The sequence below is a fragment of the Streptomyces sp. DSM 42067 genome, assembly GCF_055792885.1.
Genome location: NZ_CM147706.1, coordinates 8,446,052 through 8,460,081, shown reverse-complemented (window position 1 = coordinate 8,460,081; position 14,030 = coordinate 8,446,052). Strand labels below are relative to the sequence as shown.

15 protein-coding genes, 1 tRNA gene and 1 pseudogene are annotated in these 14,030 nt (G+C 69.8%); 6 read left to right on the top strand and 11 right to left on the bottom strand.

From position 1 onward, the window contains the following. Positions 1-168: 168 nt before the first annotated feature. From ACSMXV_RS37980 to ACSMXV_RS37950, 7 genes and pseudogenes are all read right to left on the bottom strand, one after another. The gene (locus tag ACSMXV_RS37980) at positions 169-732 is read right to left on the bottom strand and encodes an ABC transporter ATP-binding protein (RefSeq protein WP_473175347.1); all 564 of its coding nucleotides are present in this window, start codon (positions 730-732) and stop codon (positions 169-171) included. A gap of 13 nt (positions 733-745) precedes the next feature. Beyond that, a complete protein-coding gene (locus ACSMXV_RS37975) occupies positions 746-982 on the bottom strand; it encodes an ATP-binding cassette domain-containing protein (RefSeq protein WP_473175346.1) in 237 nt (78 codons plus the stop codon). 8 nt (positions 983-990) lie between these two features. Further along, positions 991-1,233: pseudogene (locus tag ACSMXV_RS37970) on the bottom strand (ABC transporter permease); the annotation flags it as partial. A 166-nt stretch (positions 1,234-1,399) separates the two neighbouring features. Next, positions 1,400-1,753, bottom strand: coding sequence for a cyclic nucleotide-binding domain-containing protein (locus ACSMXV_RS37965; RefSeq protein WP_473175345.1), 354 nt, complete (start codon positions 1,751-1,753; stop codon positions 1,400-1,402). Between the two features lie 640 nt (positions 1,754-2,393). Beyond that, entirely contained in the window at positions 2,394-2,966 is a 573-nt protein-coding gene (locus tag ACSMXV_RS37960) for a transposase family protein (protein WP_473175344.1), read from the bottom strand. Between the two features lie 314 nt (positions 2,967-3,280). Then, a complete protein-coding gene (locus ACSMXV_RS37955) occupies positions 3,281-3,739 on the bottom strand; it encodes a hypothetical protein (RefSeq protein ID WP_473175343.1) in 459 nt (152 codons plus the stop codon). Between the two features lie 265 nt (positions 3,740-4,004). Continuing rightward, positions 4,005-4,394 carry a cupin domain-containing protein gene (locus tag ACSMXV_RS37950; RefSeq protein WP_473175342.1) on the bottom strand — a complete coding sequence of 130 codons (390 nt, stop codon included), beginning with the start codon at positions 4,392-4,394 and terminating at the stop codon, positions 4,005-4,007. A gap of 61 nt (positions 4,395-4,455) precedes the next feature. On the opposite strand from ACSMXV_RS37950, the gene ACSMXV_RS37945 reads away from it, so the two are divergent. The 4 genes from ACSMXV_RS37945 (at position 4,456) to ACSMXV_RS37930 (ending at position 8,816) form a co-directional block, all read left to right on the top strand. Then, positions 4,456-4,929, top strand: a complete 474-nt coding sequence (locus ACSMXV_RS37945; RefSeq protein WP_473175341.1) for a MarR family winged helix-turn-helix transcriptional regulator — start codon at positions 4,456-4,458, stop codon at positions 4,927-4,929. A gap of 815 nt (positions 4,930-5,744) precedes the next feature. Then, the gene (locus ACSMXV_RS37940; RefSeq protein ID WP_473179184.1) at positions 5,745-7,202 is read left to right on the top strand and encodes an AAA family ATPase; all 1,458 of its coding nucleotides are present in this window, start codon (positions 5,745-5,747) and stop codon (positions 7,200-7,202) included. A 452-nt stretch (positions 7,203-7,654) separates the two neighbouring features. Continuing rightward, positions 7,655-8,092 (top strand): hypothetical protein, encoded by a 438-nt coding sequence (locus tag ACSMXV_RS37935; protein ID WP_473175340.1) that lies wholly within the window; start codon positions 7,655-7,657, stop codon positions 8,090-8,092. Between the two features lie 202 nt (positions 8,093-8,294). Then, on the top strand, positions 8,295-8,816 hold the full coding sequence (locus ACSMXV_RS37930) for a tyrosine-type recombinase/integrase (RefSeq protein WP_473179195.1): 522 nt from the start codon (positions 8,295-8,297) through the stop codon (positions 8,814-8,816). A gap of 429 nt (positions 8,817-9,245) precedes the next feature. Here the strand turns inward: ACSMXV_RS37930 and ACSMXV_RS37925 are convergent. Both ACSMXV_RS37925 and ACSMXV_RS37920 read right to left on the bottom strand, forming a co-directional pair. Further along, a tRNA-Pro gene (locus ACSMXV_RS37925) sits at positions 9,246-9,319 on the bottom strand. Positions 9,320-9,453: 134 nt separating this feature from the next. After that, complete coding sequence (locus ACSMXV_RS37920) at positions 9,454-10,341, bottom strand: aminoglycoside phosphotransferase family protein (protein WP_473175625.1); 888 nt, start codon at positions 10,339-10,341, stop codon at positions 9,454-9,456. A 345-nt stretch (positions 10,342-10,686) separates the two neighbouring features. Between ACSMXV_RS37920 and ACSMXV_RS37915 the strand changes: the two genes are divergently transcribed. Together ACSMXV_RS37915 and cobF are read left to right on the top strand one after the other, a co-directional pair. Further along, positions 10,687-11,250 (top strand): DUF309 domain-containing protein, encoded by a 564-nt coding sequence (locus ACSMXV_RS37915; protein ID WP_473175624.1) that lies wholly within the window; start codon positions 10,687-10,689, stop codon positions 11,248-11,250. 148 nt (positions 11,251-11,398) lie between these two features. After that, positions 11,399-12,175 (top strand): precorrin-6A synthase (deacetylating), encoded by a 777-nt coding sequence (gene cobF, locus ACSMXV_RS37910; RefSeq protein WP_473175623.1) that lies wholly within the window; start codon positions 11,399-11,401, stop codon positions 12,173-12,175. 36 nt (positions 12,176-12,211) lie between these two features. Here cobF and ACSMXV_RS37905 read toward each other — a convergent pair whose 3' ends face one another. Together ACSMXV_RS37905 and ACSMXV_RS37900 are read right to left on the bottom strand one after the other, a co-directional pair. After that, on the bottom strand, positions 12,212-12,952 hold the full coding sequence (locus ACSMXV_RS37905) for a cobalt-precorrin-6A reductase (protein WP_473175622.1): 741 nt from the start codon (positions 12,950-12,952) through the stop codon (positions 12,212-12,214). 163 nt (positions 12,953-13,115) lie between these two features. Next, complete coding sequence (locus ACSMXV_RS37900; protein WP_473175621.1) at positions 13,116-13,889, bottom strand: sulfite exporter TauE/SafE family protein; 774 nt, start codon at positions 13,887-13,889, stop codon at positions 13,116-13,118. Positions 13,890-14,030 lie beyond the last annotated feature (141 nt).

Sequence of the window (14,030 nt, the reverse complement as noted above, 5' to 3'; positions counted from 1 at the left end):
CCGTTGATCAGCGCACTCCCCCCTATGGCTGCTGCCCCAGGCAGGCGCCCGCGTTGTCGGCGAGGGTGTGGAAGCGGGCGAGGCGTTCGCGTCGGACATGGCGTCGGCGGGGCAGCCGTACGCCAGCCAGCAGTCGGTGGACACGGCGGCCGACTCGAAGGCCTCGGCTCAGCTGGCTGCCGAGCCGCTCACGGACTGCTGCTCGCCGCGGATGCCCCGGTAGACCCTGCTGCGCAGCGTCGCGAACCCCGGGTTCTCCTTGGTCGAGATCTGGTCGCGTTCGTGGCCGAGGTCCACCTCGACGAGGCCGACGACCTGGGTGGGGCGCTTGCCGAGCACCAGGACCCGGTCGGCCAGGTAGACCGCCTCGTCGATGTCGTGGGTGACGAGCACGACCGTGATGCCCATGTGGTTCTTCAGTGAAAGGGTAAGGTCCTCCAGGTCCGCGCGGGTCTGGGCGTCGACCGATGCGAACGGCTCGTCCATGAGCACGACCTGCGGCCGGTAGGCGAGTGCGCGCGCGATGGCGGCCCGCTGCTGCATACCGCCGGAGAGCTGCCACGGGTACTTCTCCAGGTGCTCGCCCAGACCGACCTCGGTGAGTGCGGCGACGGCCCGCTCCCGGCGCGTGCTCTTGTCCAGCTTCGCCGAGCGGAGCGGGACGGTGACGTTGTCGAGAACCGACAGCCACGGCATCAGCGAACGGGAGTAGTCCTGGAAGACGATCGCCATCTCCGGCGGGGTCTCACGGATCGCCTCGCCGTTTCAGCACCACCTGGCCGGAGCTCGGCTCCGACAGGCCCGACAGGCACTGCAGCAGGGTCGTCTTGCCGGCGCCGGAGGGGCCGACGACGCACATGATCTCGCCGCGCTGCACCTCGAACTCGATCCCGCCGAGCACCTCGTGGTCGCCGTAGGCCTTCGAGAGCTCCCGGACCAGGAGCAGTGGCGTCCCGGAGCGGTCGTTGCTGCGGATATCCATGACAGTTCCTATCCGTTCTTCTGGTGGTGCCACGCCAGGATCCGCGCTTCGGCCAGGCGGAGGACGAGGTTGAGGGAGTAGCCGACGAAGCCCAGGACGACGATCCCGGACCACATCGCCACCATGTCGAAGCTCCGCTGGGAGTCGAGGATGGACCAGCCGATGCCGCCCTTGGAGCCGACCATCTCGGTCACCACCATGACGACGGTGGCGATCGCCAGTGCGAGGCGGCAGCCCGTGAAGACCTGCGGCGCCGCGTTTGGGCTGTGCCGACTCGGTTGAGGTCATGGAGCGTCCCGGTTTCCGTGGTGATGCGTGACAGTCATGTCCTGGGCGTACTGGCTCCAGCTCGTACGGGTTGGGCGAGACAGATCTTCCCCAACCCCGACGCCCTCGAACGCCTCACCACCGCCGTGCTCATCGAGATGCATGACGAGGCACCACCAGCTCCATCGGCCCGCAGGCGGTGACGGTGGCGCTGCGCGGCGCGCCGTCCAGCGCACCCATCTCGCCCACGCAGTCCCCGCCGACCCTGACCGCGAGCAGCGCCTGGTGGCCACTCTCCGTCTGGGCGAGGACCTTCGCCGCCCCGCTCATCAGCAGGAGTAGCGTGCGCTCCTGCCCGCCCTGCCCCACCAACACCTCACCCGCATGCGCCGTGCGCCGCCGCCCGGCGGCGACCAGTTCCGCGGCGATCCTCCCGTCCAGCCTCCCGAGCAATGTCGAGACGGGCCAGGGACCTTGGGCGACGGGGACGGAGTACGGTCCCATGACCGACTTTCTACGGCACGGGGCCACCAACGGGAAGGTCTGCCAACCGCCCGGATCGGCACCAGCGGCGCCAGCGTCGGCTGCCCCCAGGACTGCGCCGCCCCAGAGCCTCCACGCTCACCGCTGTCCGTCACCCACCCCGGCGACAGCGACTCCACCGGTGCGGTGTACGGCAACCTCCTGGGCACAGCCCACGGGCTGAAGACGCCACCCCAGGACTGGTGCACCGCCGTAGAGGGGCATCGAACCGTACTGAAAATCGCCGACGCGCTGCTCGAACAGCGAAAACCCGCCCCATGGCCGGGGCGGCGCCCCTGCTCAAACGCACCTCTGCTCTGCTGCCGGCTCTCGACGTCGGCCTCTCACCGTTCTGCACATCCTTCAGCTGGACGCCCGATGACGGGCCCGGTCGCCTCTACGGCTGACGATAGATGCCGTGTCGCCGATGCGGCGCCAGACCAGCAGCGCCTCGCCGTCGGCGGTCTTGTCGAGATGGAAGGTGGGCCGTCCGTCCGGGGAGGCAAAATTCCAGGTAAGTGAGTCGTGTTCATCCTGAACGTGCAGGTCGCGGGGGTGGCGTGGGCGGATGAGGCCGTGCTCGTGCTGGTCGTTGGGGCTTGTCTGCGGTGAAGATCATCTGTCAGCGGGCGATGTCGCGCTGGTTGAGGATCATGAGCGCCCTCACGAGTCGGGGGGCCCACTTCACGTCGAGGCGGAGCCTGGTCAGCACGCGCCAGTTCTTGAGATGCGCGAACGCGTGCTCACACACCGCCCGTTCCGCGGCGATCAGCTGGTTGACCAGCTTCTTCCCCAGCGAGAGCTTCTTGCCTTTCGGCTTCTTGTAGCCAGTGATGACCGTCGGGTCGCCGGCGTTGTCGTCCAGGCCGACGAAGCCGAGGCCGGCGATCGCGGCGAGACCGGTCTCGCGCAGGCGGCCGACCAGGTCGTCGTGGCGGCAGGCGGTGACCTCCGAGCCGCGGGCCGGGCGGGCCGTGGAGGTCCACAACAGTCGTCCCCGGGTGTCGGTCAGGGCGATGACCAGCAGCCCGTGGCGCTTATGCTTCGCCGACCAGCGGCGCCTCATCGGGATGCCGGTGCGGCGCTGGGTGGGTATCGGCGACCCGTCGAGCAGCACCACGCTGCCGCCCTCGCGGGCGATTTTTGCCAGGGCCCGCTCCAACCTGGGAGCCCGCGCGGCCAGCAGCTCGATCAATCTCCTTCAGCCACCGGTCCACGGTGGTGCGTGAGAGGTCGTTGCCCCCGGCGAGGTCGGCAAGGCGCTGGTCATGCCGCAGCGCGGCCAGCACGATCACCGCGATCCGCCCGGCCGGACGCTTCCGCCACCGCGACCGGATCTTCTTCAGGTGAGCGGCAAGCAGCCTGGTCATAAAGCGCAGGGTCTGCGTGGACAGCGGCAGTCGGCACTGGTAGACAAGCTCACCGTGGTCCCCGGCCGGGTTCTTGGTTGTAGGCATACCTCCTCAACCCGGGCCGGGGGCCCGCCCGTTACGGCCTGACAGGCACCGTTCACGGTCGGGTGGTGAAGGTGCCGTTCGGCAGCTTGTGCAGCCAGCCACGGGCGGCCAGCTTCGACAGCTTCCCGCGCAACGGCTCCAGCCGGCCCGGCACCGAGACCTCGATCCCCAGCTCGGCGCCGACCTCCTTGACCATCACCGGCCCGCCCGCGGCCTTAACGATCTCAAGCATCCGCTGGTAGTCGCCGGGCGGCGCGGACGCATCCGGCACCTCCCGGCGGTGTGGCACCTTCAGCACCGACCGGCCCGCGACCTCCACCCGCTGCCCAGCCTCAACACCCAGACCGGCAGCAGCAGCCTCGGCTTCCTGCTCGTACAGACGCCGCAAGACCCGCTCCGCGACAGAGGGTTCCTCGCGCTCGGCGTCCACCCTGGCCAACTGCTTGGCCAGCGTCTCGGCCTGCTGGTCCAGTTCCGCGCGGCGAGCCGCGATCTTCTCCAGCGACGACACGGCACCCTCCCGAACGGCACAACACCCTGACCGGGGGCGTAGGAGCCCCGGGGGCACCGACGAAAGTCCTCAGCCAGGGCTGATTCCGTTGTTGGTGCTCATCACTTCCCACGCTCGCGGAGATCATTTCCCAGCGGTGACACGGCGGAAGTTGCCACCCAGGATCGCGGTCACGCACGGGCTGCGGGGCAGAGCTCGAAGAGACGAACAGCCCGACCAGAACCATCGAGGGTTGGCCTGGTCGGGCTGTTCACGGGGGAAGGGGTCACTCCGCCCACGGAAGCGGGATCTTGTCCTCGCTGCCCGGCATCATCGCCTGGCCGCCCACGGCCATGGCGACCACAGCCTCTGCCGGGCCACCCACGGCCTTCAGCTGCCGCACCGCACCAGCGGGCACGATGATGGCCTGACCGGCCTTGGCGCGCCCGGCCTTGCCCTCCACCTCGATCTCGAACTCGCCCGACAGGGGCATCCACACCTGCTCGCGGTCGATGATGTGCACCGGCGTGGCGGAGTCCGCGCCGACTTCCACCCGCCAGGTGCTGACCTCAGCACTGCCCTGGCTGGGGGCAGCCAGGCCGAACATCGAGCCAGTCGGCGTCTTGGTCGTCCGCTGCTCGCTCTCGCTGACCACGTACATGTGCACACCCTCCATGTAAAGCGCCTTTACTCGCAGCGAGTAAAGCGACTTTATTCAGGTGTGTCAAGATGAGCTGGTGGAGACCCATGACCCCCTCGAGCGCGCCGAGCTCACCTTCCTGCTCGGAATGGCCTTCCAGTTGGTCCTCTCCGAGTTCGTGAGCCGTCTTGACGCCGCCGGCTATGCCGATCTCCGCCCCATGCACGGCTTGGTCTTCCAGGCGCTACGCGGTTCCGGTGCGACGAGCAGCGAACTGGCCGAGCAGCTCGGGGTCACCAAGCAGGCCGCCGGCCAGATCGTCGACGATCTGGAGAAGCGGGGCTACGTCGAGCGGCAACCGCACCCTACCGGCGGCCGTCGCAAACTCGTTGTCCTGACCGAGAAGGCGCTGGAGCACCTCGCTGTGGCCGGACGGATCCTGCATGAACTGGAGGCACAGTTGACCAAGCAGCTCCACGAAGCCGGCCAACAGGTTCCGCGATCCGAACTCGCGGCAGTCATCCGCACTTTGGCCGGAGACTCGATCCCACCATGGCGCCCCGTCTGGTGAAACGGTACGGCGTCGTGGCGAAGGGGCGCGGCGGCAACGACGGCAACGGGTTGCGTCACCAGGCCAGAAGAGAGCGAGTCCGATGAGTGAGACTGCCCGCACTTCAATAGTCCACTGAAGATCAACAACCGCAAGGCCGACTGCCCGGTGACTCACCAGCCACCGGGCAGTCATACGTGTAAGCGCCATCACGCCGCCCCTGGCCTGCCCAGACATAGCGAAACCGGCTCATCGTTTCGTCAGTGCAACCAGCGCACTTTCGTCGGCGCTCCCCCCGCCAACCCGAGGCGCGGCCGAAGCACAGAACCCCCATCCGCGACATGTCAGATGATCTAGACTCCAGCCTCCCGCCCGCGGCCAGGACAAGTACGCCACCGGCCACCCACGCCAGCACCGCTGACCAGCGGTGATCAGGATGGGCATCTCTCAGTGAGTAGATCTCGCTGTTGGAGAGCCGGTGGATGCGCAGCCTGCGCGGCCAGGGCGGGGTGCCGGAAAGCAGCCGGCTTCGATGGCCGGAAGGAAGTGCTGGCGCACGGCGAGCGTGCCATGTCCACGTCGTCTCTCGTCTCCCCCGGACGCCTGTACCGCACCTGCGGCTGCCGCGACACCCACCGCATGGACGTACGGCGCCACGGCACGCCCGGCCCTCGGCGGACCGTTGCGGGGTCTCCGGAAACAGCCCCGGAGGTCCAGGCGTGGCAGACAACCCACGGCGCTAAATGATAGGTGCGTCTATAATTAACACGCTCATTATTGCAATGCCATCCCGGAGGTGTCCCGTGAGCCAGCCGAAAACCCACAAGCCGGACGGCATGTTCGACCGTGACTTCGAGTGGTCCGAGCTGGTGCGCTTCGTCACCTACCCGGGCCCCGAGGCGACCCTCGGTGTGGTCTCCGGGCGGCGCAGGCAGGGCAAGACCTTCCTGCTCGATGGGATCGCACGGGCCACGGACGGCTTCTTCTTCGCCGCCAGCGAGGCCACCGAGGCGGAGTCGCTGCGCCAGTACGGCGTCGCGATGGCCCGTTTCGAGGGCCGAACCGTCCCGTACCGGTTCACGCACTGGGACGAGGCCGTCGAGGCCACGATGCACCTCGCCACCGCGCGCACCGGCCCCCTCACCGTCGTCATCGACGAATTCCCCTTCCTCGCCAAGGCCTCCCCCGAACTCCCCTCCCTACTGCAGCGCGCACTGGGCCCGCAGGGCCGCCGCGAGGTCGGCCCCGTACGTCTCCTGCTGTGCGGCTCGGCGCTGTCCTTGATGGGCAACCTGCTCTCCGGCACCGCACCGCTGCGCGGCCGCGCCAGCCTCGAACTGATCGTGCCCACCCTCGACTTCCGCCTCGCCGCCGACTTCTGGGGCATCACCGACCCGCGCCTGGCCATGCTGGTCAACTCCGTCGTCGGCGGCACCCCGGCCTACGGCCGCGAGTTCACCCTCGGCGACGTCCCCGCTGACCTGGACGATTTCGGCCCGTGGATCCTGCGCAACATCCTCAACCCCGGCCGCCCGCTCTTCCGCGAAGCCCGCTTCCTCCTCGCCGAGGAACCCGACTTGCGCGACACCGCGCTCTACCACGGCGTCCTCGCCGCCATCGCCCAGGGAAACCACACCCGCGGCGGCATCGCGAGCTTCCTGGAGCGCAAGTCCACCGACCTCGGACACGCCCTGACCGTCCTCGAGGACACCGGCATGATCAGCCGCGAACCCGATGCCTTCCACGGCAAACGCTCCGCTTACCGCATCAACGAGCCGATCCTGACCTTCAACTACGCCCTGATGCGCCCCGAGTGGAGCGACCTCGAGCGCCCCGGCCAGGCCGAATCCGTCTGGCAGCGCTCGCAGCCCACCTTCCGCAGCAAGGTCATCGGCCCCCACTTCGAGCAGCTGTGCCGCACCTGGACCCGCTGGTACGCCTCCCCTGACACCCTCGGCGGACAGCGCACCCGCGTCGAGTCAGGCACTGTCGCCGACACCGCGGCCCGCGCCAGCCACGAAGTCGACCTCGCCGCCTTCGGACGCGACGAGGACGGCCGCGAGACACTCCTCGCCATCGGCGAGGCCAAGTGGAACGAGACCATGGGCTTCGGCCACGTCCAGCGCCTCGAGCACATCCGCGACCTGATCCGCGCCCGCGGCACCGTAAACGCCCCCGCCACCCGCCTGCTCTGCTTCAGCGGCGCCGGCTTCACCGACGACCTGCACACCCGCGCCGCCCACGACCCGAACATCCAACTCGTCGACCTCGAACGCCTCTACAAGGGCGCCTGACCCGCCGTATCCCCGGGCACCTCAGCGCCCCTCGGCCCGCCCCCTGATCATGACCTCTGTCGTGCCGAGGCAGTCTTCGGCGAGCACGGACTCCACTACCGCGGTGGTGTCGGCACCACGGGTGCGCATCATTCACGGCCCCCCTCGTCGCAGCCGCCCGCAGCCCCTACACAATCACCGACCCGTACCAGGGATAAGCCCGCGCCGCTGTCGCGTCCGGACCGCCACGTTCCGGCGGTCCGGCCACCACACTTCAGGCCCACCAGGCCGCACGCGGGGATCGACTGCCATCGGAGTCGGCCTGCCGACCATGACGCCGCTGCAGCACGATCGTCCATGCGGCGGCGTGACGCGCCGCCCGTCGGTGACCAACGCCACCTAACTCAGCACGTGTTGAGGAACCGGCCGAGATCAAACTGTCGCACGAGCCGGTCGGCGCCCACGGTGCAGACATGACATCACCCTCGCCGCCGTCGTCCGGCCCCGCACCGACGAGGCCCGTACCCGCCCCTCCCCTGCCGATCGCTCCCGGGCAGCAGTCCGCCCACTGCCTCCCGGATCTCGCCGCCGCCCTGCTGACCGCCCTGACCTCGCTCGCCGAGCGCCCGGTGCCCCACCTTCCCGACGCGCCCTCCCTCGCCGGCTACGGAGCCCGCGTCAAGGACCTCGCCCTCGCCGGCCTGGAACCGACCACCCGCGGCGCCTACCTCGCCGCCTGGCGACAACGACTCCTGCCCACCCTCGGCACCATCCCCATCGACCGCCTCACACCCGGAACGATCGACCGCGCCGTCCACCACTGGGCTGCCAGCGGACACCGACAGTCCGCGATCAAGAACACCCTGGCCGTCCTGGCCCGTATCACCCGCCAGGCCACCCGCGACGGCTGACTCACCCAGCCCCCGCAAGCACTAAAGGGCTGGCAGCGCCTCTACCTCACCCCCGAGGACGCACTGACCGAGCCACGAGGCCTGGCACTGCCCGACTTCACCACGCTCCGCCGACTCGCCGACGCGCTCACCGACGCCTCCCACCACCACTATCCCAGCTGGGGCCAGGCCGTGATCTTCGCCGCCTGCACCGGCGCACGCCATCGGCGAAGTCTCCGGCATCCGCGTCCGCGACATCGACCGCCACCACTGGATCTGGAACGCCCGCCGCCAGACCACCCCAGCCCCCGGCGGACTCGCCGACAAGCCCACCAAAGGCAAACGCGCCCGACCCGTCCCCATCATCGAACCCCTCCGCCCCCTCGTCACGGCCCGCATCGCCGCCGTACACGGCACGCCCGACACCCGCCTGTTCACCGGCCCCTCCGGGGGCCGCATCACCACCGCGGGCCTGCGCCGCGCCACCCACTGGGACGACGTCACCCGCCTCCTCGGCCACGAACACCTGCGCCGCCACGACCTCCGACACACCGCACTGACCTGGATGGCCGACGCCGGCATCCCCCTCCACGCCCTCCAGCAGATCGCCGGACACCGCAGCATCACCACCACCCAGCGCTACCTCCACCCCAGCATCCGCCACCTCACCACCGCCCGACAGACCCTCACCGACTACCTCAACGGCGACTGCCACCCCGTCCCGGGCACCCCACAACGCTGGTAGAGGCCCCCTCGCCCCCACCACCCGAGAAATCGAGCAAGAAAATCGAACGACTGGGAGCACGTGGGAGCGAAACACCTTGACCGCCACGGGAATGCGCTCCCAGAACTCCGGCATGGCAGGCACTCCCGACTCACGCGCATGCGGCACTCTCACGGACGACCGGCCGTAGACGTACCTGAGCCGCCGTACACGCACGTTCGGGCACTCACGACCCCTTACCCGCGAGACATGTTGTCCATCGAACAGCCGCTACTCCCCGAAACCGTGACGACCTGCACGAACGCACGACCCATCGACACCGTCCGCGGGACGCTTTCGATTCTGGGAGCACCCGAGACCCTGGGCCGCTCCCATTCGGTCAAACAGACAACGGCCGGCTCGAGATACCTCGAACCGGCCGTTGAACTGCGGTTTCCACCGACATTCCTGTCGGGACGACAGGATTTGAACCTGCGACCCCTTGACCCCCAGTCAAGTGCGCTACCAAGCTGCGCCACGTCCCGGTGCGCGCCCCGCGGGTGTTCCGCGTGATCGCGCAGACAGAACATTACCTCACGTCAGAGGGTGCTTCGAAGTCAGTACGCGGAGGGTGGCGATCTACGGCCGGCGAGCGTGAGGGAACGGGAAGCCGATGCTGTCAGCCCTTCGAGGTGAAGACATCGACTATGGCTTCGCATCGCAGCGGATCCTCCGTGAAGCCGGCGCCCAGTCCCCAGAGCCAGTAGTCGATACACCGCACCACGGTCCAGGCGTGCGCGAGGTCCGGATCCAGCTCGGCGGCGTCGACAAGGGCGTGGAAGTGGAAGCAGAGGTCTGCTCGCCCGTCCATCTCATCGAGCCGGGTCCACAGCAGCTGAGCGACCTGATACTCCGGGTCTCCCGCGAAGACCTTCGGGTCGACGGCCAACCACGGATCCCGGTCTGCAGCCAGGACGTTGTCGTAGTGGAGGTCGTGGTCGACCAGCAAGGTTCCGGTCCGGAGGCTGAGTCCGTCGGCCAAGTCCCGCACCTGATCCACCAGTCTCATGGGGAAGGGGCGGCCGAGCTGTTCCCACCGATCGACCAGGCCGTCGCGGATCTCGGCGGCGACCTCGGAGAGGCGTCGGGGCCCTGCCGGTGCGGGCACCGCGAGCCTGCGCAACAGCATGCCGGCCACGGGCACGGCTTCGGTGAGGGGGAGGTCGCGTAGGGGTACGCGGCTGTGGGCGCGTTCGAGGAGCAGGGCGCCTTCGGCTGGCGAGGTCTTCAGGAGGCGGACGGCGCCGCGGCCGTTCCAGGTCTCCAGGGCAAGCACCTCGTGGCAGACCGAGGTCTCCTGCGGCCAGGAGACCTTGAGGACGCAGCGCTCCCGCCCGCGGCGGACCGGGAGAACCATGCCGTTGTAGCCGTGCATGGCCTCGCCGTCGGAGGCCAGGTCCCATCGGGCGAGCAGTGCGTCCACGTTGTCGGGCAGGGCGTGGATCCAGGCGCGTCCCTGCTCTCCTTCGTGCTGCCAGCGGCCGAAGGCCAGGAGTCCGGGAGGCACGGAGATCACAGCATCGCCCTTTCGTGTCCAAGGGTGAGGGTTTCATGCGGCCCGTCCCAGCGGTTCCCTTCTCCGCTGCAGGTACGGGCGTGTTCGCGGCGCTGGGAGCCAGCCGCTGCACGCCGTGGGTTCCATGATGGGCGGGCGTGCAGTCCGACCGGACGTCACCGCACATCCAACCGCCTCCGGTACCGCTCACCAACACTGCGGGCCTTGCCGGTTACCGCACCATGTGGATGACGGCCCGGCGTAGCAGTGGCGCGGGGGCGTCGGGGGCCGCGCCGTGGAGGGGGCCGGGCGAGGTCGGGGCAGGCAGGCAGCGGTGGGGCGCGCGAGAATCTCCGTATGAGCACAGCACCTCAGGCCGACGCGGGCGGCGGACGGGACCGCGACAGGGAGGGCCGCGCACGTAGTGCGCGGCCGCGGGACGGTCTTGGACGGCCGTTGCCGTACGGGACGGAGGGGGTCGCCCGGCAACCGGAAGGAGTGACGCGCACGCCCGGCGAGACGGTCGCCGAGGCACAGTCACTACTGGACGCGGGCAAACCGTTCCATGCCCACGAGGTGTTCGAGGACGCCTGGAAGTCGGGGCCGGCGGAGGAGCGCGCGTTGTGGCGGGGGCTGGCACAGCTCGCCGTGGGACTCACGCATGCGGCACGCGGTAACGCGACGGGCGGGGCGCGGCTGCTGCGGCGCGGCGCCGCCGGCATCGAGGAGTGGCGCTCGGCCGCGGGGCAGGACGAGCCGCACGGGATTGGCGTGCTGGGACTCTGCAGGTGGGCGCGGGAGTTGGCTGACGCGGTGGAGCGGGACGGGGTGGCCGTCGATGCCGGGGTGTGGGCCCCGCGGTTGCTGGGGGATGGGGTACGGCGGACCGTGCGCGACGGTGAGGTCGCGGACTCCGGGTGACCACGAGATCGTGGGATCCCCGCGACACAGGGACATGCGGCGCATCCCGAAGGCCGTAGAGCCCCGCGGGCACCGCCGGCCCTCGGCTACCAGTAGCCGTAGCCCGGCCGGTGCGTCGGTTGTCAGTGGCGTGGGGCAGACTCGGGGCGTGCGAAAGATTCATGTCATCGGCATCGGTGCGGGCGATCCCGACCAGTTGACCCTGCAGGCGGTCAAGGCCCTGAGGAGCACGGATGTGTTCTTCATCCTGGACAAGGGCGAGGAGAAGTCGGACCTCGTCCAGCTTCGCCGTGACATTCTCGACGCCCACATACCGGACGGGGCGTACCGCCTGGTCGAGGCGCGTGATCCGGACCGCGACCGGGCCGCCGGCGGCTCGGCCTACTCCCCCGCCGTCGGGGACTGGCGCAGCCGCCGCGCCGACATCTACGAGGATCTGATCGCCCGCGAGCTGGGCGAGGACGAGAGCGGTGGCTTCCTCGTATGGGGCGATCCCGCCCTCTACGACAGCACGCTGGGCATCCTCGAGGAGATTCTGGAGCGCGGCGCGGTGACCTTCACGTACGACGTCGTGCCCGGCATCAGCAGTGTCTCGGCGCTGGCCGCCAGGCACCGGACCGGGCTCAACAGGGTCGCCCGGCCGGTGCAGATCACCACGGGCCGCAGGCTGGCGGAGGGCTTCCCCGAGGGCGTCGACGACGTGGTGGTGATGCTGGACGCCCACCAGGTGTTCCAGCAGTACGCGGACGCGGACATGTACATCTACTGGGGCGCCTACATCGGTACGGCCGACGAGATCCTCATATCCGGCCCTCTCGCCGAGGCGGCGCCGCGCATCACGAGCACCCGCGCGGAGGCCCGGGAGCGCAAGGGCTGGATCATGGACACGTATCTGCTCCGCAGGCGCCTACGGGATGAGCGGTAACAGGGTTACGGAGGAGGGTCCGACCGGGGCGCGGGGTCATCCCAGCCCGAGGTGGGAAAGGGCCGTCGCGACGTCCGGCACCACTGCCATCCCGTCCGGGGCGGGGGGTCGCCGGACGATGACGACAGGGACGGCGAGTGCGCGGGCGGCCGTGAGCTTGGGCGCCGTGGCCGCGCCGCCGCTGTCCTTGGTGACCAGGACATCGATGCGGTGGTCGCGCATCAGCGTTGCCTCGCCGTCCGTCGTGAACGGGCCGCGGGCGAGCACGATCCGGGTGCGGCGCGGCAGGGGCGACTCGGGCGCCTCCACCGAGCGGATGAGGAACTCATGGTCGTCCAGATGCGCGAAGGCCGCCAGGCCCAGGCGCCCGGTCGTCAGGAAGACGCGTCGGCCGAAGTCCGGGAGCAGCGCCGCGGCGTCGGCGAGCGTCGCTGCCGCGTGCCAGCGGTCGCCGGGGCCTGCCTCCCAGCCCGGTCGGCGCAGCAGGACGGCGGGTACGCCGGTGGTGGTCGAGGCCCGCGCCGCATGGGCGCTGATGGTGGCTGCGAACGGGTGCGTGGCGTCGACGACGGCGTCCACGTCATGCTCGCGCAGCCACGCCGCCATGCCCTCGGGGCCGCCGAATCCCCCGATGCGTACGTCGCCGGGAAGCGCTCCCGGCCGGGTCACACGCCCGGCCAGTGAGGTGGTCACCCGTACCCCTGGGCTCACCGCCAGCGCGGCCGCGAGCTCGCGGGCCTCGGTCGTGCCGCCGAGGACCAGTACGTGCGCAGACATGCCGTCGAGCGTACGGGGACGGCGGAGCGGCGCGGCACACGGGCTCAGACGGTGCGCGGGCCCACCGGCACGCGAGCTCAGCCGACACGTAGGCCCAGACTGGCACGCGAGCCCAGCCGGCACACAGGCCCAGACACCACGCGAGCCCAGCCTCTCCGCTCGCTCACCGCAGCAGCAGCTGCACCCCGCCCACCACGGTCGCCGCGATCACAAGTTGCTCGAACAGACGCTGGTTGATGCGGTCAGCGATGATCTTGCCGAGATACGCGCCGGGGATGACGAACAACGCGAGGGCGGCGTCCAGCAGCAGCGTGTGTCCGTCGATCAGGCCGAGGCCGACGCTGAAGGGCACCTTCGAGGCGTTGACGATCAGGAAGAACCACGCCGACGTGCCCAGAAAACTCAGCTTCCGGAAGCCCGCCGAGAGGAGATACATCGACATCACCGGGCCGCCGGCGTTGGCGACCATCGTGGTGAACCCGCCGAGCACACCGTACGAGCGGGCCTTGACGTGCCCTGCCTGCCTTGTCACCTGCTCGTCCGGCGCCTCCTCGGTGGCTCGGCGCCTGCGCCACACCGTGACGGCCGCCATCAGCAGCAGGATCGCGCCGATCGACGTACGCACCGCACCGTCGCCCGCCCACATGAGGAACACCGTGCCGGCCAGCACCCCTGCGATGACGGCCGGGAACAGCCGCCACAGGGTCGGCCAGTGGGCGTGCCGCCGGTAGGTGAGCACGGCGAGGACGTCGCCGACCATGAGGAGCGGTAGGAGCACGCCGGTCGAACCGCGGGCGGGCAGTACGGCCGCGAAGATGGCGAGGCTGACAGTGTTGGCACCGCTCACGGCGGTCTTGGAGAAGCCGACGAGCGCGGCTGCCGCCGCGAGAGCGGCGAACTCCCACGGGGTGATGTGCCAGAGTGTGATCGTGTCCATGCGGGAACCGATGCTATGCACCGGCGGTCCCGCCGCGTAAGGGGCGTCTCGCGTGATCACCACCACCGCGGGACCACGACCACCGCGGGGACCACGACCACCGCGAGACGTCACCACCGCGAGACCACCGCCTGATCACCG

What these genes read in the sequence shown, in the direction of transcription:
- ACSMXV_RS37940 (WP_473179184.1), top strand. Translation starts at nt 5,745, where the DNA reads ATGTTCGACCGTGACTTCGAGTGGTCCGAGCTGGTGCGCTTCGTCACC.
- ACSMXV_RS37905 (WP_473175622.1), bottom strand. Translation starts at nt 12,952, where the DNA reads ATGTCTGCGCACGTACTGGTCCTCGGCGGCACGACCGAGGCCCGCGAG.
- ACSMXV_RS37900 (WP_473175621.1), bottom strand. Translation starts at nt 13,889, where the DNA reads ATGGACACGATCACACTCTGGCACATCACCCCGTGGGAGTTCGCCGCT.
- ACSMXV_RS37935 (WP_473175340.1), top strand. Translation starts at nt 7,655, where the DNA reads ATGACATCACCCTCGCCGCCGTCGTCCGGCCCCGCACCGACGAGGCCC.
- ACSMXV_RS37915 (WP_473175624.1), top strand. Translation starts at nt 10,687, where the DNA reads ATGAGCACAGCACCTCAGGCCGACGCGGGCGGCGGACGGGACCGCGAC.
- ACSMXV_RS37975 (WP_473175346.1), bottom strand. Translation starts at nt 982, where the DNA reads ATGGATATCCGCAGCAACGACCGCTCCGGGACGCCACTGCTCCTGGTC.
- ACSMXV_RS37950 (WP_473175342.1), bottom strand. Translation starts at nt 4,394, where the DNA reads ATGGAGGGTGTGCACATGTACGTGGTCAGCGAGAGCGAGCAGCGGACG.
- ACSMXV_RS37980 (WP_473175347.1), bottom strand. Translation starts at nt 732, where the DNA reads ATGGCGATCGTCTTCCAGGACTACTCCCGTTCGCTGATGCCGTGGCTG.
- ACSMXV_RS37965 (WP_473175345.1), bottom strand. Translation starts at nt 1,753, where the DNA reads ATGGGACCGTACTCCGTCCCCGTCGCCCAAGGTCCCTGGCCCGTCTCG.